Here is a 20599-nt window from a genome sequence, read left to right as displayed (position 1 = left end):
TGGCCCGCGGTGGGCCTTCTCCTATGCTCGTCCTGCCGCCGGGGTACAATGCCCTGGAATTACCGTGAATATATCGTTGAAAGGGGATACACATGGCCGATCAGGCACGTGCCGGAAGAATGGCAAAGCGCATTCAAACCATCGTGGCCACCGCGCTGGAACGCCAGATTAAGGCTCCCCGCGTGGAACTCATCACGATTACCGACGCCCGCCTCACCGGCGATCTGCACGACGCCACCGTGTATTACACCGTGCGCGCCGAGGAGATCGGGGCCGAGCCCGATGTGGAGGCCGCCGCCGAGACCCTAGAGCGAATCAAGGGGCAATTGCGCAAGATCGTGGGCAATGAGCTGGGTGTACGTTTTACTCCCACGCTCAGCTTCTCGCTGGATACGGTGCCGGAGGCCTCCGCCCACATGGAGGAGGTGCTGGCCCGAGCCAAGGCCCGCGATGAGGAGTTGGCGCGTCTGAAGGCCAACGCCACTCCGGCGGGGGACGCTCACCCGTATAAGACGGATGAAGTAGAAGGGCGCTAAGAGGCTGTGGGCGATCTAGAGCAGGTAGCCGCGTGGCTGAAAACCGCCAAGAAAGTAGTGGTGGTTGGCCACCTGCGCCCGGATGCTGATGCGATTGGTTCGGTGACTGCTCTGGTCGCGGCCCTGCACCAGCGGGGCATCGAGGCCGAGGGAATGATCGGTCAAGAACAGCGCTTTGCCGAGAACCTGTACACGATTCCCGGTGCCCAGGAGGTGCAGCGCGGCGATCGCTTGCCCCCGGCTGATTTGTACGTGGCCGTGGACTGCGGCTCTCTTGATCGCACGGGCCTGTTGAGCGGGGAGATAGAGCGGAATGTGGATAAGCTCATTGTGCTCGATCACCACGCCTCCAATGAGGGCTTTGGGGCGTTGAACCACATAGCGGTGGAGGCGGAGGCCACCACCGTGATCCTTTACGATCTTTTTCATCTCATGGGCGTGGAGATAGATCGCCCCCTGGCGCATTGCCTTTATGCCGGTTTGGTCACGGATACGGGAAGTTTCCGCTGGGGTGGCACCCGCATGCACACCATCGCGGCGGATCTGATGAGTAGGGGCGTGGACGCCCGCCAGGTGGCGGCAGATCTCTTGGATCAGGTTTCCGCCCACGATCTCAAAATGGTGGGTCGAGTGCTCGCAGGGATTGACGTGCTCAACATTGATGGTCTTTCCTTGGCGCTCCTGGTGGCCAAGCACCGCGATGTGGTGGGTCATTCTGCCTCGGCGGTGGAATCTTTGGTGGACTTTGTGCACTCCATCCAAGGCTGCGATTTAGGCGTGGTATTCAAGGCCACCTCTGCGAATAGCTGGGCGGTTTCCCTGCGCAGTGAGACCTTGGACGTCTCTCAAATTGCGGTGGCCCTGGGCGGCGGCGGGCACCGTCCCTCCGCGGGCTATACGGCGGTGGGGTCTTATCAAGAGGCCATTGATGAGTTGATTGAGGTGTTGCGCGGATTCGGAGACAGGGCATGAAGCAAGAGAACAAAGAAACCCCGCAGGTGAGCGTGCGGGAGATTTTTGCTCTCGCGCTGCCAGCCCTCGGGGTGCTGGCGGCCACGCCGCTCTATCTTCTGCTCGATACCGCCGTGGTGGGGCGCCTGGGCGGGATGGAGCAGGCGGCCCTGGCGGTGGGGGCCACCATTCAATCCCAGGTGACCACCCAACTGACCTTCCTTTCTTATGGCACCACGGCGCGTTCCTCCCGGCTCTATGGGCAGGGCAAAAGGGCACTCGCGGTGGCGGAGGGGGTGCAGGCCACCTGGGTAGCCCTGGGCGTGGGCTTAGTACTGGCCTTGGCGGTGTTCGGTGGAGCCCCCACCCTGGCGCAGTGGCTCAGTGGCGATCCCCAGGTGGCCCACGAGGCAGCCCGGTGGATGCGCGTGGCGTCGATAAGCATTCCGCTGACCTTGATGATTATGGCGGGCAATGGCTGGCTGCGCGGGGTGCAGGATACCCGCCGCCCGCTGTATTTCACGCTGGCCGGGGTGATTCCGGGGGCGATCTTGGTGCCGCTGCTGGTATCGCGCATGGGCCTGGTGGGTTCCGCCGTGGCCAACCTGGTGGGGGTGAGCATTGTGGCGCTGCTGTTCCTCGGTGCTCTGATACGGGAACATAAGGGTTCCTGGCGTCCTCGATGGGTAGTGATCCGCGAGCAGTTGGTGCTGGGGCGCGATCTCATCGTGCGTTCGGCCTCCTTCCAGGTGGCCTTCCTCTCCGCGGCTGCGGTGGCGGGGCGCTTTGGGGTGGCGGCGCTGGCGGCTCACCAGATCATGTTGCAGTTGTGGAACTTCCTGGCCCTGGTGCTGGATTCCCTGGCGATTGCGGCCCAAACCCTCACTGGCGCGGCCCTGGGGCGTGGCACGGCCGCTCAGGCCCGGGCGGTGGGAATGGCTATTACCAAGTACTCCACGATCTTTGCCGCGCTTCTGGCGGCCTGCTTTGCCGCAGGTTCCACCGTGATTCCGCGCATCTTCAGCAGCGATGAACAGGTGCTAGAAGCCCTGCGCGGCCCCTGGTGGCTCATGGTGCTCATGGTGGTGATGGGCGGGGTGGTCTTTGCCCTCGACGGCGTGCTGCTCGGCGCCGCCGACGCCGCCTTCCTACGCAACGCCACCGTTATTGCCACTCTCTGCGGTTTCCTGCCCGGCGTGTGGCTGGCCTATATCTTCGACGGTGGCCTGATGGGTGTGTGGTGTGGCCTGGTGGCCTTCATCGGGTTGCGCCTGGTGGCCGTGGTGTGGCGCTTCCGCTCGATGAGGTGGGCGCGCACGTGAGCGATGCCCCTACGCTGTGGGCGGTATCCGATCTCCACGCCGCGGTGCCCGCGAATCGGGAGTACATTGATCGCCTGCACCCCCGCAACCCCGGTGATTGGCTCATCGTGGCCGGGGACGTGGCGGAGAATATCGACCTCGTGATGGATACCCTGGTGCTTCTTAAAAAGCGCTTTGCCGAGGTGATCTGGGCACCGGGGAATCACGAATTGCTCAGCAGCACCCAGGACCCCTTTCGGGGCCGCGCCCGCTACGCGGAGTTGGTGCGCCGCTGCCGCCGAGGGGGAATACACACCCCGGAGGACCCCTATCCGGTATTCCTCGGCACGGCGGTGGCGCCGCTTTTCACCCTCTACGACTACACGCTGGCCCCGCCCGGAATCACCGTGGAGAGGGCACGGGAGAAGGGAATCATGCTTATCGACGCCCTGGCCTTAGAGCCCTTCGTGGACGTGGCGGCTTGGTGCCGGGAGCGGCTTCGCTATAGCGCGGGCCGCCTGGGCAACCTCGGCGGCAGGCCCACGGTCTTGGTGAATCATTGGCCCCTGGTACGCGAGCCGGTAGAACGCATGGCGCTACCGGAGCTATCCCTGTGGTGTGGCAGCGTGCATACCCGCCTGTGGGCGCAGCGCTACCGCGCCCGCGCTGTGGTGTACGGGCACCTCCACATGCCGGGGGTTACTACCGTCCACGGCGTGCCACACGTGGAGGTTTCCCTGGGCTATCCGAGGGAGTGGCGGGAACGCCCACGGACCCCGTGGCCTTATCCGGTGCTGGGAGGTGCCGCATGATGGAATCGCTTTTCCCCCCTACAATGCGGTGGCGCACGCTGCGGGTTGAGGGGGCGTCGCTAGAAAAATACCGGGGGTTACCGGCCGTGGAGCAGCAGTTGGTGGCGCGCGCGGTGGATAAGCGCAAGGCAGAGTTTGGCGATGCCCGCTGGTGTGCGCACCGCGCCCTGGAAGAACTGGGTGTGCCCGCCGAGGTTCCCATTCTGCGCGGGGAGAAGGGCATGCCGCTGTGGCCGGAGGGCTTTAGCGGCTCGCTCAGCCACACCGAGGGGCTGCGCGCCGCGGTGGTGGCACCGCGCAGCGCGGCCACGGCGGTGGGGCTGGATATTGAGCCCGCCGAGCCCCTGCCCGCGGGGGTGCTTGATTCCATCGCTTTGCCCAGGGAGAAGCAGGCGGTGGCCGCGTGGCGGCAAGGAGGCGCGGAATGGGCCGATAGGCTGCTCTTTTGCACCAAGGAGGCCACCTACAAGGCGTGGTTCCCACTCACGCAGCGGTGGTTGGGCTTCGAGGAGGCGGAGATCGTGTTGCACCCCGGCGGCACCTTTGAGGCCCTGATCCTGGCGCGCCCGGCCCCGGTGCCCTTCTTTCGCGGGCGCTGGAAGGTGGCAGGCGGATACTGCTACGCGGCGATAACGGTGCGCTAGAGCCCCGCGTTCTAGAGAGTAGAGGGGCGGGCCACGAAAACGGTGGAGAGCCGCTTGCCCTTTTCCTTGATGAGCGCAATGCTGCTCCCCTCCGGGTCCACGGCGGCATACACCCCCGTGAGACCGCGCGGTTCTAGCCATTGACCTTTGGCTAGGGCCTCGGCCTCGGGGGCGGTGACGTTCACGATGGGGTAGCAGCGGGTCAGGGCCTCGTCCAGAGTGAGGCTCAACCGAGGGTTATCGGCCAGTTTCTCCAGGGTGAGCGCGTCGCTGAGCAAGAAGGGGCCTACCTCCGTGCGGCGCAGGGCGGTGAGGTGCCCGCCCACGCCCAGGGCCGCCCCCAGATCGCGGGCCAGGGCGCGGATATAGGTACCCGAGGAACACCGCACCTCCACGTCCAGGTCACCGCCCCGGCGCGCGAGGAGCTCAAAGCGCGAAACCGTCACCGGACGCGCGGGAATCTCCACCTCCTCACCGGCGCGTGCCCTGGCATAGGCGCGCTGGCCGTTGATCTTGATGGCGGAAAAGGTGGAGGGCCGCTGCATAATCTCCCCGGTGAGCGCGCTCATGGCGGCGGTCACGGCGGCGTCGCTGATCGACGCCGCCTGTTCAGAGGAGGCGTGGGTGTAGAGCTCGCCCTCGGCGTCGTCGGTGGTGCTGGATTGGCCTAGGCGAATGGTGGCGCGGTAGGCCTTGGTGGCGGCGGTCATGTGGGCTAAAAACTTGGTGCCGCGCTCAATTCCGGCCACCAAAACCCCCGTGGCCATCGGATCGAGGGTTCCAGCGTGGCCCACCTTCTTCGTGCCAAAGGCCCTGCGTAGCCGGGATACGACGTCGTGAGAACTCAAACCTTGGGGCTTATCGACGACCACGAGGCCAGCGCGCGCGAGGGGATCAGTCATGCACCGTAGTGTATGCCGTAGTCTGGGTGCGTGAACATTTGGCACGGGCTTGCAGCGGTTCCCTCCGACCTTTCGGGATCGGTGGTCACCATTGGAGTATTCGACGGCGTGCACAGGGGGCACCAACACCTACTTTCTCGGGCGGTGGCGGAGGCGCGGCGTCGCCAAGCACCCTGCGTGATGGTGACCTTTGATCCGCACCCGGTGTCGATCTTCCTGCCCGATAAAGCACCGGCGCGCCTGACCTCCTTGGAGGAAAGGCTGCGCCTGGCTGGAGAGATAGGCGTGGACGCCGTGCTCGTGGTGAACTTCACCTGCGAGCTGGCGGGGCTGAGCCCGGAGCACTACTTTTCCTCGCTGCTGGTGGATACCCTCAAGGCCAGCGCGGTGCTGGTGGGGGAGAACTTCACCTTCGGTAAGGACGCTGCGGGCACCGCGGACACCCTGCGGGAGCTGTGCGATAAGTACGGCATTGATCCGATCATCGTGGGGCTCTATCACGATGGTGGGAAGCGCCTGTGTTCCTCCCTGGTGCGCCAATACCTCACCGAAGGCAACGTCGAGGGGGCCAGGTGGGCACTCGGGAGGGCCTTCCGCGTGACCGGAAAGGTGGTGCACGGGGCCGGGCGCGGCGGCAAGGAACTGGGGTACCCCACGGCCAATCAGTACTTTCCGGAATCTATGGCCCTGCCCGGCGATGGCGTGTACGCCGGGTGGCTCACCGTGGTGGACTCTGGCCCGATCGAGGGGAATATGGTGGCCGAGCGCCGCTATCCCGCCGCTATCTCGGTGGGCACCAATCCCACCTTTGGCGATGAGCCGCGCAGCGTGGAATCCTTCGTGATCGGTCAGGAGGCCGACCTCTACGGGCACACCGTTACCGTGGAGTTCGTGGCCCACCTGCGCCCGATGGTGAAGTTCCACGGGATCGAGGAGCTTTTAGAGGCAATGGCCGACGATGTGCGTCGTGCCCAGGAGATTCTCGGGGGATAAAGTATGGGGTGACCTTCATGTGCACACAAGTAAGGAGTAACACCCCGTGACCCGCAAAATCATTCTGGACCTGGATACCGGCGTCGATGACGCCCTGGCGCTGGCCTACGCGCTGGGTTCCCCGGAGCTGGAACTCATCGGCGTGACCTGTACTTATGGCAACGTGCTCATTGAGCAGGGAGCGGCCAACGACCTCGCCCTGCTCGACCTGCTGGGTCACTCCGAGGTACCGGTGTTCCTGGGGCAGCCGCACGCCCAGACCAAGGAGAGCTTTGAGGTTCTGGACATCTCCGCCTTTATCCACGGCAAGAACGGCATCGGTGAAGTAGAAATCCCGGCCTCGGCGCGCCGGGTAGAGGAGCGCGGTGCTGTGGACTTCCTCATCGACTCCGTGCGCGAGCACGGCGATGATCTGGTGATCGTGGCTACCGGCCCTATGACCAATCTCGCCGCCGCCATCGCCAAGGACCCCACCTTTGCCGCTAACGCCCACATCGTGATTATGGGAGGCGCGCTCACCGTGCCCGGCAACGTGAATGCCTGGACGGAGGCCAATATCAGCCAGGACCCGGAGGCTGCCGACGCCCTCTTCCGCTCTGGGGCGGACGTCACCATGATCGGCCTGGACGTGACCCTGCAAACTCTGCTCACCTACGCCGAAACCCAGCAGTGGCGCGACCTGGGCACAGAGGCTGGCCGCGCCCTGGCTGACATCACGGATTACTACATTAAGGCCTACGAGACCACCGCCCCCTACCTGGGCGGCTGTGGCCTTCACGACCCCCTGGCCGTGGCGGTGGCGGTAGACCCCTCGCTCGTGACCTTGCTGCCGATCAACCTCAAGGTGGATCTGGAAGGCCCCACCCGTGGGCGCACTATCGGAGATGAGCAGCGGCTCAACGAGTCCGAGCGCACCTCGCGCGCCGCGGTGGCCGTGGACGTGCCCCGCTTCCTCAAGGAGTTCATGGCGCGCATCGGCTCGGTGTTGCAGTGAACGCCACCCTTGATCCCCAGGTACAACGCGGCGCCATGAAGGCGATGCCGGGCCTGGTATTCATCTTCATCTTTGGCATTTTGTGCCTCCAAGCCTTCAACTTCGTCTTTGCCGATATTGGCGAGGACCTTGGAGCCCCCGAACAAGCCGCGCTAATTACCGCTATTCCCGGCGTGGTGCTGGGCATCGTGAGCGTCATTTACGGCTCGCTCGGAGACTTCGTTTCCCTGCGCCGCCTGATGATGGTGGGCGTCGCCCTCATCGTGGTGGGCTCGGTGCTGGGCTTCTTCTCCGGGGCTTCGATCTGTCTGGTCGTGATCGCCCGCGCCATTCAAACGGCGGGCTGCCAGGTGGCGGGTTCGGTGTACCTGGTGGTGGCCACCAAGTACGTGCCGGGGCCGAAGAAGGTGGTGTACTTTGGCATCTTCACCGCCGCCTATCAGTTCTCCACGGCCCTGGGCGTGGTGGCGGCCGGGCAGCTCACCAAGATTAGTTGGGTGTGGCTCTTTGTCATTCCGCTGCTCTCGCTCATCTTCGTGCCCTCCCTGTACAAGAACCTCCCTGACGTCAGCGGCAAGGCTAGGCGTATCGACGTCGCGGGCTTCTTCCTCGCCGGACTCACCGTGGGCAGCCTGGTGATGTTCTTCACCATGAACTCCTGGTGGTGGTTGCTCGGTTTCGCGGTGCTGGCCGTGGGTTTCTGGGTCTATATCTCTCGGGTACCCCACGCTTTTGTGACTCCCGCCTTCTTTAGCAACCGCTCCTATCTCATGGCGCTCTCCCTCATTCTGGTGTTCTACCTGGGGCAATACGCGATGAACCCGCTCTTTAACGCGGTGGGTGCGCAACTCTACGGCTATAGCGCGGCCTCCATGTCCTTCGTGCTCATCTGGGCCAGCCTCATCGGCGCCACGATGGGTATGCTCTCCGGCAAGATCGTCGGCTGGATTGGGCGCGGCCCCGGCATCGTGCTGGCCGCCGGACTCATGGTGGTGGGCTGCTTCATGGCGGCGTTCACCTTGGAGGCCGGAATCTGGGCGGTGGGCCTGAGCGCGGTGTTCTTCTTTGCCGGGCTGGCCATGATGTATTCCCCCGTGGTGGATACGGTGGTGGGCACCGTGGACGTCTCCGAATCGGGCCGAGCGGTGGGCATTAATGACCTCGCCATGAATGTTTCCCCCTCCATCGGTGTGGCCATCGTGGGCAGCCTGATGAGCGGCATGGCCTTCCAGGGCGTGACGTTTACCGGGGCCAGCGAGGGGGCGGCGGCCAGCTACTCGGTGATCTTCCTGTTGCTAGGTGGGGTATTTATCCTCGGCCTGGTGTGGTTCCTGGCGATCAAGGCGCGCCTGTACCCGGACGCCTGGGGCAGGGTTTCCCAGGAGGCCTAATAACCTGCTAATCTATACGGCGGCTTGGCAACTGCGGTCCACAGTAGTTGCCTGCGTTGATCTTTCGTGTGGACTGAAATAACCAAGAGGTGATGATCTCAATGTCCCTGGGCGCTGAGAAGAAGAAGGAAATCCTGGCCGAGTACGGCCTCCACGAGACCGATACCGGTTCCCCCGAGGCACAGGTGGCGCTGCTGACCGAGCGCATCTCCAACCTCACCGAGCACCTGAAGAGCCACAAGCACGATCACCACTCCCGTCGTGGTCTGCTGCTCATGGTGGGTCGCCGCCGCGGCCTGCTGAACTACCTGGCGGAGACCAACGTGGATCGCTACCGCGATCTCATCTCCCGCCTGGGCCTGCGCCGCTAATTCCTTCGCGGCCATACCACCCCGCCACCCCTGATATGCGCTTCCTGAGCGCTGGGGTGGCGGGGTTGTGCATTGTTGGGGTGGCGGGGCGTCGATAAGCGGGGGAGTGCGGGGAGTAGTAGGGGGTGCGCGGCTGCTTAGCTGCGTGTTAGGGTGGGCGCTGTTGAGAGCAGATACGAGGAATTGAGGCGACACCGACGATCGCCGCGCTGCTTTAACCTTTTCATAGGAGGACACCCCTTTGCCTAGGAAGTCCAATCCCGGCAGGAAGAACGAGAATAATAATCCGTTCAAGAACATCGAAAAGAACCTAGAGTTCAATTTTGATGAGGAATACGGCATCACCGAGGCCGTAGCCACCATTGATAATGGTGATTTTGGCACCCGCGAGGTGCGCTTTGAAACGGGCCAGTTGGCCCGCCAGGCCGATGGTTCGGTGACCACGTACCTGGACGAGGATACGATGCTGCTGGCCACCACCACGGCGTCGAGCAAGCCGCGCGAGGGCCTTGACTTCTTCCCGCTCACCGTGGACGTAGAAGAGCGCATGTATGCCGCCGGGCGTATCCCCGGTTCCTTCTTCCGCCGCGAGGGCCGCCCCAGCACCGATGCCATCTTGGCTTGCCGCCTCATCGACCGCCCGCTGCGCCCCACCTTCATCAAGGGGCTGCGCAACGAGGTGCAGATCGTCATTACCGTGATGTCCCAGGACCCCGAGGACTTCTACGATGTGGTGGCCATCAACGGTGCCTCGGCGGCCACGCAGCTTTCCGGCCTGCCGGTTTCCGGCGCGGTGGCGGGCGTGCGCATGGCGCTCATCGCTGATGAGGCCCACCCCAAGGGGCAGTGGGTGGCCTTCCCCACGGCGCAGCAGCACGAGGACGCCCTCTTTGAGCTGGTGGTGGCCGGGCGCATCGTCAAGCGCCGCCAGGGCCGCCGCACGGTGGAAGATGTGGCGATCATGATGGTGGAGGCCGGCGCGGGCGAGTCCGTGGTGGAGCGCATCTCCGAGGGCGCTCCGGCTCCCACCGAGTCCGTGGTGGCCGAGGGCCTGGAGGCCGCCAAGCCCTTCCTGGCCACCCTGTGCCGCGCCCAGGAGGGCCTGGCCGAGCGCGCCGCGAAGGAAGAGCGCGAGTTCCCGCTCTTCCCCTCCTACACCGAGGAGATCCACGCCGCGGTGGAGAAGAAGGCCGCCAAGAAGCTGCGCAAGCTCATGACGATTGCCGCCAAGCAGGAGCGCGACGAGGCCACGGATGCCTTTGGTGCCGAGGTAGAAGAGCAGTTGCTCGATCGCTTTGCCGAGGACGAGGCCGCAGAAGAAGAGGCCGCCAAGCAGATTCGCGCGGCCTATAGCGCTGTGATGAAGGAAATCGTGCGCGAGATGATTCTCAGCGACGGCTTCCGCATCGACGGCCGCGGGCTCACCGATATTCGTGACCTCGGTGTGGAGGTGGACCTGGTGCCGCGCGCCCACGGTTCCTCCCTCTTCGAGCGCGGCGAGACGCAGATTCTGGGCGTGACCACCCTGGATATGCTCAAGATGGAGCAGCAGATCGACTCGCTCACGCCCACCAAGTCCAAGCGCTACATTCACCACTACAACTTCCCGCCCTACTCCACGGGTGAGACCGGCCGCGTGGGCTCGCCCAAGCGCCGCGAGATCGGCCACGGCGCCCTGGCCGAGCGCGCCGTGGTGCCGGTGATCCCCTCCCGCGAGGAGTTCCCCTACACCATTCGCCAGGTTTCCGAGGCTCTGGGCTCCAACGGCTCCACCTCGATGGGCTCGGTGTGCGCCTCCGTGCTCTCCCTGTATAACGCCGGTGTGCCGCTCAAGGCCCCGGTGGCGGGCATTGCGATGGGCCTGGTCTCCGGCGAGGTCGAGGGCAAGACTCAGTACGTGGCCCTCACTGACATTCTGGGCGCCGAGGACGCCTTTGGCGACATGGACTTCAAGGTGGCCGGTACCGGGGAGTTCATCACGGCCCTGCAATTGGATACCAAGCTCGACGGTATTCCCTCCTCCGTGCTGGCCTCCGCCCTGGACCAGGCCCGCGAGGCGCGCCTGACCATCCTGGACACGATGATGGAGGTCATCGACGCCCCCGACGAGATGAGCGGCCTGGCCCCCAAGATCGTCACGGTCACCGTGCCGGTGAACAAGATCGGTGAGCTGATCGGCCCCAAGGGCAAGACCATTAACGCGATCACCGAGGAAACCGGCGCGGAGGTCTCCATTGAGGAGGACGGCACCGTGTACGTCTCCGCCACCAGCGGGGAGGCCGCCGACGCCGCCGTGGAGAAGATCAACAGCATCGCCAACCCCCAGCTACCCAAGGTGGGGGAGTGCTTCCTGGGAACCGTGGTTAAGACGGTGGCCTTCGGTGCCTTCGTCTCCATTGCTCCGGGCCGCGACGGCCTCATTCACATCTCCAACCTGGGTGGCAATAAGCGCATCGACAAGGTGGAGGACGTGATTAACGTGGGCGACAAGGTGGAAGTGGAGATCGCGGACATTGATAACCGCGGCAAGCTCTCCTTGGTGCCGGTGGAGGATTAAGGCTTAATCTGTTCCGTGTGAAGGAAAACTGGCACACGGAACAGATTACGACTGTCTTTATTGCCCGCCCTCAGGATCTTCCTGCGGCGCACCGGCTTTTTCTTGAACGCCTCGCCATGATTCCCCCGGAGCATGGCGAGGTTCTTTTTGTCTCCACACCAGAAACATCTTTTGATGAGTACCATCTTTGGGACTTACGCGCTCAGGCGGGTTTTGAGACATACCTGGGTGATCCGATGGAGATGGAGGTCTACAGCATTTGTACTTTGCTGCGGGTGAATCCCGAGGCAGAGGAGGTTTCAGAGAAACTCTTTTTCGAGGACCACGATGAACCCACGGCTTTTCCTGGGTATCTTGCGCGGGGAGGAAATATGCTGCCGTTGCCGGAGGCCCTGGCGGAGGCGCCAGTGGAACCAGGTGTACCGGAGGAGGAAGAATCTGACCCTCTCGCGCCGGAAAAAATTGAACCGGGGCAGTGGCTGCTTACTTTCTATGTCCTCGCGGAAAAGGAGCATCGTGAGGAAGCCACACGACTTTTCCGCAGTGGTATTGAGGCGATGCCAGGCCGTGCGCTCACCTCTTCAGAGCACTTGCAGGAAGTAGAGGAAGAAACCGCGCTGCGAGGGAGTCTTGTGCTGAGAAATATCGCGGGCATCATGGCGGGGAGGGAAGGGCGCTATCCCCTCATCAAGAAGCTGTATCGGGGCCGAGTAGTGGTGGAGATCGCGGAGGCAATACCGCGGCCGCTCTACTGATAACCCCCGAGGAATATCCCAGCGAGGTTCGCGCCGAGCGCCTGCGCTAGCGTGGAAGAAACAGAAAAGGAGAAAGCAATGACCATCAAGGTAGGCGTACTGGGCGCAAAGGGCCGCGTGGGCTCCACGATCGTGGCTGGAATCGAGCAGGAGGAGGGCCTGGAACTGGCGGCCGCCCTCGACCACGGGGACGATAAGCAGCAGCTTATCGACGCCGCCGTGGACGTCATCGTGGACTTCACTGTTCCGTCTCAGGTGATGGGGAACCTAGAGTTCTGCATCAAGAATGGTATTCACTGCGTGGTGGGCACCACCGGCTTCGACGAGGAGCGCCTGGCCCAGGTGCGCGCCTGGTGCGAGGAAAACCCCGAGGTGGGCGTGCTCATCGCGCCGAACTTTGCCATCTCTGCCGTGCTGGCGATGGCCTTTGCCCGCCAGGCGGCGGCCTTCTTTGAGTCCGCCGAGGTGGTGGAGTACCACCACCCGAATAAGCTGGACGCCCCCTCTGGCACGGCGGTACATACCGCCCAGGGGATCGCGCGGGCGCGTCGAGAAGCGGGCCTTGCCCCGGCTCCCGACGCCACCGAGCAGGCCCTCGACGGCTCTCGCGGTGCCACCGTGGACGGTATCCCGGTGCACGCCGTGCGCATGCAGGGCATGAACGCACACGAGGAGATCATCTTTGGCACCCAGGGCCAAACGCTCACGATCCGCCAGGATTCTTACGATCGCACCTCCTTCGTGCCCGGCGTGGTGGTGGGCGTGCGCAAGGTGGCCCAGCACCCCGGCCTGGTGGTGGGCCTGGATTCCTACCTGGGGCTGTAAATGACGCGCCAGGCCCGCCTGCGGGTACACCTGCTCAGCCAACCGACCATGACCACCCCCGAGGGGCCCTGGGTTCCCGAGCAGCAGGCCACGGCGGCAGAGGCCGTGGTGGAGTTCGCCGGGCGCGTGGAATCCGGCAGTCTAGAGCACCCACGCCCGCGCACTAAGGGCACGGCGGCCTATCTGCGCCACCTCCAAGAGGTAGCCCGGTGGGACCTTCTGGCGCATGCCACCGCCACGGTGTACATCACGGGGCTATCGCGTCGCTGCGCGGAGGTATTGGCGGGCAGGGGAGACATGACCGTCACCCGCGCCACCCCGGCCATGCAGGAGCAGGAATTAGAGGTGGTGATTCCCCCGATGATCGCGCAGGACGAGTCACTGCGCGATCTCTTCTTGCGCAGCATGGACGATGCCCGCTTTGCCTACGAGCAATTCGTGGAGGCTCTCGACGCCCAGAAGGGCGAGGAGCGCAATGCCGTGTGGGAGGCCTGGCAGGCTCGCCAGGCGGCCCAGGCCGTGGCTCCGGCGGCGGTGGCTACCTCGTTGGTGGTCACCGCCTCCATGCGGGCATGGCGGCAGGTGATGGTGGGCTTTGGGGCCGAGCACGCCGATTCCGAATCGCGAGCCTTAACGGTGGAACTGCTGCGCATCTTGCGGCCCGTGGCACCGGCGCTCTTTGTGGATTTGGAGGAGGTATCCGGCGGGGAGCCGGGGGTGGAAAGCGCCTACGGAATGGATTAATGCGCGGGGCGCTGCTTTTATTTTTTCGCTAAGACTGTAGTGTTTAAGGGCATGAGCACAGGTTTAACAGCGAAGGCGGGAGTCGAGCACTTCGGCACAGTCAGCGTTGCGATGGTCACCCCCCTGACCAAGGATGGGGACCTGGACGTTGAAGCTGGTCGCCGGCTGGCCTCCCATTTGGTGGACAGTGGATGCGACTCTCTCGTTCTCGGCGGCACCACGGGGGAATCCCCCACGGTGACCGTGGAAGAAAAGCTGCCCCTGCTCAGTGCAGTCAAGCAGGAGGTGGGAGATCGCGCGCGCATTATCGCGGGCGCGGGAACCTATGACACGCGGGCGTCGATAAGCCTCGCCAAGGCTTCGGCCGAGGCGGGAGCTGATTCCCTGCTCGTGGTCACGCCCTATTACTCCAAGCCCAGCCAGGAGGGGGTGTACCGGCATATTGAGGCCGTTGCTGCGGCGACGGACCTGCCGATCTGCCTGTATGACATTCCTGGCCGCACCGCGACCCCGCTGGCCCCGGATACCATTCGGAGGCTGGCGGAACTGCCCACCATTAAGGCAGTAAAGGATGCCAAGGGCGATATGGCGGCGGCCGCCCCGCTCATCGCGGAGACCGGCCTGGCCTGGTACTCCGGGGATGATCCCCTGAACCTCCCGTGGCTTTCCTTGGGAGCCAGTGGCTTTGTCTCCGTGATCGGGCACGTGGCTGCCCCGCAACTCCGCTTGCTGCACACCAGTTTCGAGGAAGGCGACCTCGTTCGAGCTAGAGAAATCAACGCCGCACTCAATCCGCTGATACGCGCCCAGGCTCGTCTGGGCGGTGTCAGCCTCGCAAAGGCTGCCCTGCGCTTGCAGGGCATCGAGGTGGGCGACCCCCGCCTGCCGGTGGTGGCTCCCACCCCCGAGCAGGTGGAGGAACTCCGCCATGACATGCAGAAAGCTGGAGTTCTATAAATATGAGCGAATCCCGCAACCGTTCCCGCAAAGTAACTCGTAAAGCGGGTCCCCCGGAGGAGGCCCCCGTATTCCAAGCACCCGAGAAGGTAGAGAACAAAACCGAGGGCGCGGAGAACAACGCCGGAAACAACAATAACGGCCCCAAGGGCGATTCCTCCTCGAACCGCTCCCGTGGTGGCAATGGTGGAAACGGTAACGGCGGCAACGGCAACAACCGCCGAGGCGGCCGGGGGCGTCGCGGTGGCCGAGGCAACAACGGTGGCAACGGCAATCACAATGGCGGCGGCAACAACGGTGGCCGCCGCAACGTGGTGAAGTCCATGCAGGGCGCGGACCTCACCAAGCGCCTCCCGGCCCCGCCCAAGGCCCCCAAGAACGGCCTGCGCATCTACGCGCTGGGTGGTATTTCCGAGATCGGCCGTAATATGACGGTCTTTGAGTATAATAACCGCCTGCTCATCGTGGACTGCGGCGTGCTCTTCCCCAGCTCCAATGAGCCGGGCGTGGACCTGATTCTCCCGGACTTCGGCCCCATTGAAAAGCACCTGGACCGCGTGGACGCCCTGGTGATTACCCACGGGCACGAGGACCACATTGGCGCTATTCCGTGGCTGCTCAAGCTGCGCCCGGATATTCCGATTCTGGCCTCCCGCTTCACGGTGGCGCTCATTGCCGCCAAGTGTAAGGAGCACCGTCAGCGCCCCAAGCTCATTGAGATCAATGAGGATTCCAATGAGAATCGCGGCCCCTTCAACCTGCGCTTCTGGCACGTGAACCACTCCGTGCCGGACTGCCTGGGCATTGCGATCAAGACGGGCGCGGGCCTGGTGATCCACACTGGCGACATCAAGGTGGACCAGACCCCCACCGATGGCCGCCCCACCGACCTTCCTGCTTTGTCCCGCTTTGGCGACGAGGGCGTGGACCTTATGCTCTGCGATTCCACCAACGCCACCACCCCCGGCGTATCGGGCTCGGAGGCGGAGATCGCCCCCGCGCTCAAGCGCCTGGTGGGCGAGGCCAAGCAGCGCGTGATTCTGGCCTCCTTCGCCTCGAATGTGTACCGCGTTCAAGCCGCCGTGGATGCCGCCGTGGCCGCGGGCCGCAAGGTGGCTTTCAACGGCCGCTCCATGATCCGCAACATGGAGATTGCCGAGAAACTTGGTTACCTCAAGGCTCCGCGCGGCACCATCGTCTCGATGGACGATGCTGCCAAGATGGCTCCGCACAAGGTGCTGCTGATTACCACCGGCACCCAGGGCGAGCCGATGGCCGCGCTCTCGCGCATGGCCCGCCGCGAGCACCGCCAGATCACCGTGCGCGATGGTGACCTCATCATCCTTTCCTCCTCCCTGGTTCCGGGCAACGAGGAGGCGGTGTTCGGGGTTATCAACATGCTTGCTCAGATCGGCGCCACCGTGGTGACCGGCCGCGACGCCAAGGTGCACACCTCTGGGCACGGTTACGCAGGCGAGTTGCTCTTCCTCTGGAACGCCGCCCGCCCGCGCAATGCCATGCCGGTGCACGGCGAATGGCGCCACCTGCGCGCCAACAAGGAACTGGCGATTGCCACCGGCGTGCGCGAGGACCACACGGTGCTGGCCCAGAACGGCGTGGTGGTGGACCTGGTAAATGGTCACGCCCGCGTGGTGGGCCAGATTCCGGTGGGCCACCTCTACGTGGACGGCGTGACGATGGGCGAGGTGGATTCCGACGTCCTGGCCGATCGCGCCTCCCTGGGTGAGGGCGGCGTGGTGAGCATCACCGCCGTGATTGATAACCGCACCGGCCGCCTGCTGGAGGCTCCCAAGGTGGAGACCAAGGGCTTTGCCGAGGACGATCGCTCGATCATCCCGCAGGTGCGTGAGTTGGCGGAAACCACCATGAACGACCTCGCCGCAGAGGGGGAGAATGATCCCTACCGCATGGTGCAGCAGTTGCGCCGCAAGGTCTCCCGCTTTGTGGAGCAGAAGTGGCGTCGTGAGCCGATGATTATGCCCACGGTGATCCCCATGAGTTCCGATTCCGTGGACGCCGGCGAGCCTGGGGAAGATTCCCTCTAAAAAGATCTTGCCCCCTCATGCGCCCCAGCGGGATATGCTGGGGCGCATGTCTTTTGTTGCCACCGAGCGTGCGAAGCTCCGCGATCTCCTCCTCGACCTCGGGCCGCAGGCTCTCACCCTGTGTGAGGGCTGGCTGACGCAGGATATGGCGGTGCACCTCTGGCTGCGGGAACGCCGCCCCGATGCCCTCGCGGGTATTATGGTGCCTGCTTTATCGGGCCACTTGGATAACCTCACCCGCGCTCAGAAAGCCCGCCCCTACGAGGCGGTGGTGCGGGAATGGGGAGCCGGGCCGGGCACCATCGGGAGGCTTAGCTACGCCCTGCGCAATACCGCCGAGCACTTTGTGCACCACGAGGACGTGCGCCGGGGTGGGGGAGTGGTGGAACCCCGTGATTTCTCCGCGCGAGTCAATGAGTTGCTATGGGGCCAATGCTCTCGCATGGCCCCCTTGCTTCTGCGCGGTAACTCCCGCCCCGTGATCCTCGAAGGCAGAGGAATGCGTCCCATCGTGGCGGCGGATCGGCGCGGGGTGGTCAAGTGTGGCGACGCCGTGCTGCGGGTCAAAGGCGAGCCGGGGGAGGTCATGCTCTGGTGCTTTGGTCGCTCGGCGGTGGAGGTGGAGATTGAGGGGGAAGAGCCCATTAGGTCAAGCCTGTAGGGCTGACTTTAGGGTACGGTAAAGTTTTCCGGCCCCTCTGGTGTGGCGCATGTGAATAGTGGGGTGGGAAGGAACTATTCTGGTGCGCATGTCTGCCACGAGTTCTTCCACCCCGAGGTCGCGCCGTTCCGGCACGCGGCCCGGTGGTACGCGCCGCTCAGAGGAACGCACCACGGTGATTCACCGCGAAGGCGGTGCCGTGCCCGCCACGGCTGCCTTCCGCGCGGCGGAGACCTCCCAGGAGCGCACCGGTAGCGCCCTGGGGGCTGTGGGCAGCGGAATCGGCTCCCTCTTCGGCGCGGCGGCTGGGGGAGTGGGAAGGCTGAGCCGACGCCTCGGCGGCGGAATGGGTGGCGGCCGTGAGGACGATGAGCAGAAAACGGAGGATATGAGCAGTAGCAGCAGAACAAAAAAGAAGGCCGCTCCGGCACCCGCACCGGAGGAAGTAGAGGAGCAACCCGATTCCTCCCTGATGGAGGGGATACGGGAACATTCCGATGGCATTGGACTCAGCCTCATTGGCGTGGCCGTGGTGCTGGGGGCCTCGGTGTGGTTCGACGTGGCGGGTCCCATCGGGGAGTTCATCGCCAAGTGTGTGCACACTGTCATTGGAGCCGGGGCCTTTGTGCTGCCCGTGGCTTTGGTGGCGCTAGCGGTGGCCTTGATGATGGGGGCGCGGCAGCCCCGCGAGGTTTTGCTGCGGGTATCGGGTGGCACGGCGCTCATCGTGGTGGCGATGCTGGGGCTCATTCATCTCTTGGCCGGTGACCCGGAAAGTGCCGCCGGTAGGGATGCCGCGGGCGGCCTGGTGGGGGCCTATACCGGCGGTATCTTGGCGATGGGTTTTAGCCGCTACCTGGCGATACCGATTTTGACCCTGGTGATTTTCTACGGGGCGCTCAAGGTCACGGGTATTACTGTGCGCGAGGGGTACGACTACGTGGTGGAATTGATCCGCAGCTCCGCCAATGCGGATCGGGAAGAAGAGGATTCTGAGGACGCCTACGCCCACGTGGAGGAAGAGTTAGAGCGCCGAGCGCAGGGGCGTCAAACCCAGCGACGCCGCGCTGAGGAAGCATCGCGCAGAACTCGGGCGAAGCGCCCCGCGCCGCGTGGTTACGACGATGATTACGTGCCCGAGCCTCCCGCAGACTTTGAGGACTTTGAGGACGCAGAACCGGCAGAAGATGGTCTTTTTGCCGCCGCGCGCCCCAAGCCCGCTAAGCCTGCCAAGAGCAAAAAGAAGGCCCCGCCCGCCGCACCCGTGGCCCCCTCGGTGGAAGATACCGATGAGTTTCCCGCTTTGGAAGAGGAGGAGGCACCTAGCGAGCCTCCGCGTCGCGACGCCGTGAGCGCTAGCCGGGAATCCATCCGCCAGGCGATCATCGCGCGCTCGTCGATGGAGGCACCGGCTCCCGCGCCGGAACCAGAGCCGGTAACGGAACCCGAACCAGAGGAGACCGAGGAGGAGCAGGAGTTTTCCGTGCTCCCGGCGGCCACTGGGGCGTCGGAAAGCGATTATCGCCTGCCCTCCACGAGCCTGTTGGTGGCCGGGGAACCGCCCCGCCAGCACTCCGAGGCCAATGATCGCATGATTGAGGCGATCACGGCGGTATTCGAGGAGTTCAAGGTTAATGCCGCCGTGACTGGCTTTTCGCGCGGTCCCACGGTGACGCGCTACGAGGTGGAACTGGGGCCGGGCGTGAAGGTCTCCAAGATCACCAATCTGCAATCCAATCTCGCCTACGCCGTGGCCACCGATAACGTGCGCCTGCTCACGCCTATCCCTGGCAAGTCCGCCGTGGGTATCGAGGTACCGAATACGGACCGCGAGATGGTGCGCCTGGCCGATGTGCTCAACGCCCCGGCCACGGTGGAAAACCGCGACCCCATGCTCATCGGCCTGGGCAAGGACATTGAGGGTGATTTCATCTCTGCCTCCGTGCAGAAGATGCCGCACCTGCTGGTGGCCGGTTCCACCGGCTCGGGTAAGTCCGCCTTTGTGAACTCCATGCTCGTTTCCCTGCTCACCCGCGCCACCCCGGAGGAGGTGCGGCTGATTCTGGTGGACCCGAAGATGGTGGAACTCACCCCCTACGAGGGGATTCCGCACCTCATTACCCCCATCATCACCCAGCCGAAGAAGGCCTCGGCGGCCCTGCAATGGCTGGTGGAGGAGATGGAACAGCGCTACATGGACATGAAGGCCGCGCGGGTGCGCCACATCAAGGACTTCAACCGCAAGGTGCGCTCCGGGGAGATTCAGGCCCCGGCGGGCTCGCAGCGCGAATACCGCCCCTACCCCTTCATCGTGTGCGTGGTGGACGAGCTGGCGGACTTGATGATGACGGCACCGAAGGAGATTGAGGAATCCATCGTGCGCATCACCCAGAAGGCCCGCGCGGCGGGTATCCACCTGGTGCTGGCCACCCAGCGCCCCTCCGTGGACGTGGTGACCGGCCTTATCAAGACCAACGTGCCTTCCCGCCTGGCCTTTGCCACTTCCTCGCTTACCGACTCCCGCGTGATTCTGGATCAGGGTGGGGCGGAAAAGCTCATCGGCATGGGCGACGCCCTCTTCATCCCCCAGGGAGCGGGCAAGCCGCAGCGCTTGCAGGGCTCCTTTGTGACCGACGAGGAGATTCAGCGCGTGGTGGAGGCCGCGAAGTCTCAGGCCGAGCCGGACTACACCGAGGGCGTGACCGAGGAGAAGGCCGCGGAGAAGAAGGAGATCGACGAGGACATCGGCAAGGACATGGACGACCTGCTCGAAGCCGTGGAACTGGTGGTGACCTCCCAGCTGGGTTCCACCTCCATGCTCCAGCGCAAACTGCGCATCGGCTTTGCCAAGGCCGGCCGCCTCATGGACCTCATGGAATCTCGCGGTGTGGTGGGGCCCTCCGAGGGCTCGAAGGCCCGCGAGGTGCTGGTCAAGCCCGAGGAACTGGATACGATTATCTGGATGATTAAGGGCGCCGACCCCGCCGAGGCCCCCAAGGAAGAGGGGGTTGAGCCCGCCGAGGCAGGCTCGGGAGCGTCCGACGCCGCGATGGGCGAACCGCGCAGCGTGGAGGCCACCTACAACCCCACGGGTGGGGCCTTCTAGTGCTAGTATGTTTCCTCATTGGAGGGGAGTACC

The 20599-nt window shown here is 64.3% G+C and carries 18 protein-coding genes; 17 read left to right on the top strand and 1 reads right to left on the bottom strand.

Annotated features, from left to right (window positions below):
• Positions 1-92: 92 nt before the first annotated feature.
• The 5 genes from rbfA to Clow_RS03850 are packed head-to-tail and all read left to right on the top strand — an operon-like array spanning position 93 to position 4244.
• Positions 93-536, top strand: coding sequence for a 30S ribosome-binding factor RbfA (gene rbfA, locus Clow_RS03870; protein ID WP_055176618.1), 444 nt, complete (start codon positions 93-95; stop codon positions 534-536).
• 6 nt (positions 537-542) lie between these two features.
• Positions 543-1508, top strand: a complete 966-nt coding sequence (locus tag Clow_RS03865) for a DHH family phosphoesterase (RefSeq protein WP_055176616.1) — start codon at positions 543-545, stop codon at positions 1506-1508.
• On the top strand, positions 1505-2809 hold the full coding sequence (locus tag Clow_RS03860; RefSeq protein ID WP_055176613.1) for an MATE family efflux transporter: 1305 nt from the start codon (positions 1505-1507) through the stop codon (positions 2807-2809). The genes Clow_RS03865 and Clow_RS03860 overlap by 4 nt, the downstream gene beginning before the upstream one ends.
• On the top strand, positions 2806-3600 hold the full coding sequence (locus Clow_RS03855) for a metallophosphoesterase family protein (RefSeq protein WP_245625695.1): 795 nt from the start codon (positions 2806-2808) through the stop codon (positions 3598-3600). The genes Clow_RS03860 and Clow_RS03855 overlap by 4 nt, the downstream gene beginning before the upstream one ends.
• A complete protein-coding gene (locus Clow_RS03850; RefSeq protein ID WP_055176610.1) occupies positions 3597-4244 on the top strand; it encodes a 4'-phosphopantetheinyl transferase family protein in 648 nt (215 codons plus the stop codon). Before Clow_RS03855 ends, Clow_RS03850 begins: the two co-directional genes overlap by 4 nt.
• An 11-nt stretch (positions 4245-4255) precedes the next feature.
• Here Clow_RS03850 and truB read toward each other — a convergent pair whose 3' ends face one another.
• A complete protein-coding gene (gene truB, locus Clow_RS03845) occupies positions 4256-5146 on the bottom strand; it encodes a tRNA pseudouridine(55) synthase TruB (protein ID WP_055176608.1) in 891 nt (296 codons plus the stop codon).
• Between the two features lie 30 nt (positions 5147-5176).
• Here truB and Clow_RS03840 point away from each other — a divergent pair, with 30 nt between their 5' ends.
• The 12 genes from Clow_RS03840 (at position 5177) to Clow_RS03785 (ending at position 20566) form a co-directional block, all read left to right on the top strand.
• Entirely contained in the window at positions 5177-6139 is a 963-nt protein-coding gene (locus Clow_RS03840) for a bifunctional riboflavin kinase/FAD synthetase (RefSeq protein WP_055176605.1), read from the top strand.
• Positions 6140-6185: 46 nt separating this feature from the next.
• Positions 6186-7133 carry a nucleoside hydrolase gene (locus Clow_RS03835; protein WP_055176602.1) on the top strand — a complete coding sequence of 316 codons (948 nt, stop codon included), beginning with the start codon at positions 6186-6188 and terminating at the stop codon, positions 7131-7133.
• Positions 7130-8524 (top strand): MFS transporter, encoded by a 1395-nt coding sequence (locus Clow_RS03830; RefSeq protein ID WP_055176601.1) that lies wholly within the window; start codon positions 7130-7132, stop codon positions 8522-8524. The genes Clow_RS03835 and Clow_RS03830 overlap by 4 nt, the downstream gene beginning before the upstream one ends.
• Before the next feature lie 101 nt (positions 8525-8625).
• Positions 8626-8895, top strand: coding sequence for a 30S ribosomal protein S15 (rpsO, locus tag Clow_RS03825; RefSeq protein WP_055176598.1), 270 nt, complete (start codon positions 8626-8628; stop codon positions 8893-8895).
• A 298-nt stretch (positions 8896-9193) separates the two neighbouring features.
• A complete protein-coding gene (locus Clow_RS03820) occupies positions 9194-11452 on the top strand; it encodes a polyribonucleotide nucleotidyltransferase (protein WP_055177526.1) in 2259 nt (752 codons plus the stop codon).
• A gap of 17 nt (positions 11453-11469) precedes the next feature.
• The gene (locus tag Clow_RS03815) at positions 11470-12207 is read left to right on the top strand and encodes a hypothetical protein (RefSeq protein ID WP_055176595.1); all 738 of its coding nucleotides are present in this window, start codon (positions 11470-11472) and stop codon (positions 12205-12207) included.
• 78 nt (positions 12208-12285) lie between these two features.
• On the top strand, positions 12286-13032 hold the full coding sequence (dapB, locus tag Clow_RS03810; protein WP_055176592.1) for a 4-hydroxy-tetrahydrodipicolinate reductase: 747 nt from the start codon (positions 12286-12288) through the stop codon (positions 13030-13032).
• Positions 13033-13776, top strand: a complete 744-nt coding sequence (locus tag Clow_RS03805) for an FAD-dependent thymidylate synthase (protein ID WP_055176588.1) — start codon at positions 13033-13035, stop codon at positions 13774-13776. It begins immediately after the preceding gene.
• Between the two features lie 51 nt (positions 13777-13827).
• On the top strand, positions 13828-14733 hold the full coding sequence (gene dapA, locus Clow_RS03800) for a 4-hydroxy-tetrahydrodipicolinate synthase (protein ID WP_055177524.1): 906 nt from the start codon (positions 13828-13830) through the stop codon (positions 14731-14733).
• Between the two features lie 2 nt (positions 14734-14735).
• Positions 14736-16799, top strand: coding sequence for a ribonuclease J (locus Clow_RS03795; protein ID WP_055176585.1), 2064 nt, complete (start codon positions 14736-14738; stop codon positions 16797-16799).
• Positions 16800-16845: 46 nt separating this feature from the next.
• On the top strand, positions 16846-17460 hold the full coding sequence (locus Clow_RS03790; RefSeq protein ID WP_245625694.1) for a TIGR03085 family metal-binding protein: 615 nt from the start codon (positions 16846-16848) through the stop codon (positions 17458-17460).
• 88 nt (positions 17461-17548) lie between these two features.
• A complete protein-coding gene (locus Clow_RS03785) occupies positions 17549-20566 on the top strand; it encodes a DNA translocase FtsK (protein ID WP_082418514.1) in 3018 nt (1005 codons plus the stop codon).
• The last annotated feature ends 33 nt before the right edge of the window (positions 20567-20599 follow it).

This window comes from Corynebacterium lowii (assembly GCF_001412085.1).
Taxonomy (GTDB): Bacteria; Actinomycetota; Actinomycetes; order Mycobacteriales; family Mycobacteriaceae; genus Corynebacterium; species Corynebacterium lowii.
This window is presented reverse-complemented; position numbering and strand designations above follow the sequence as displayed.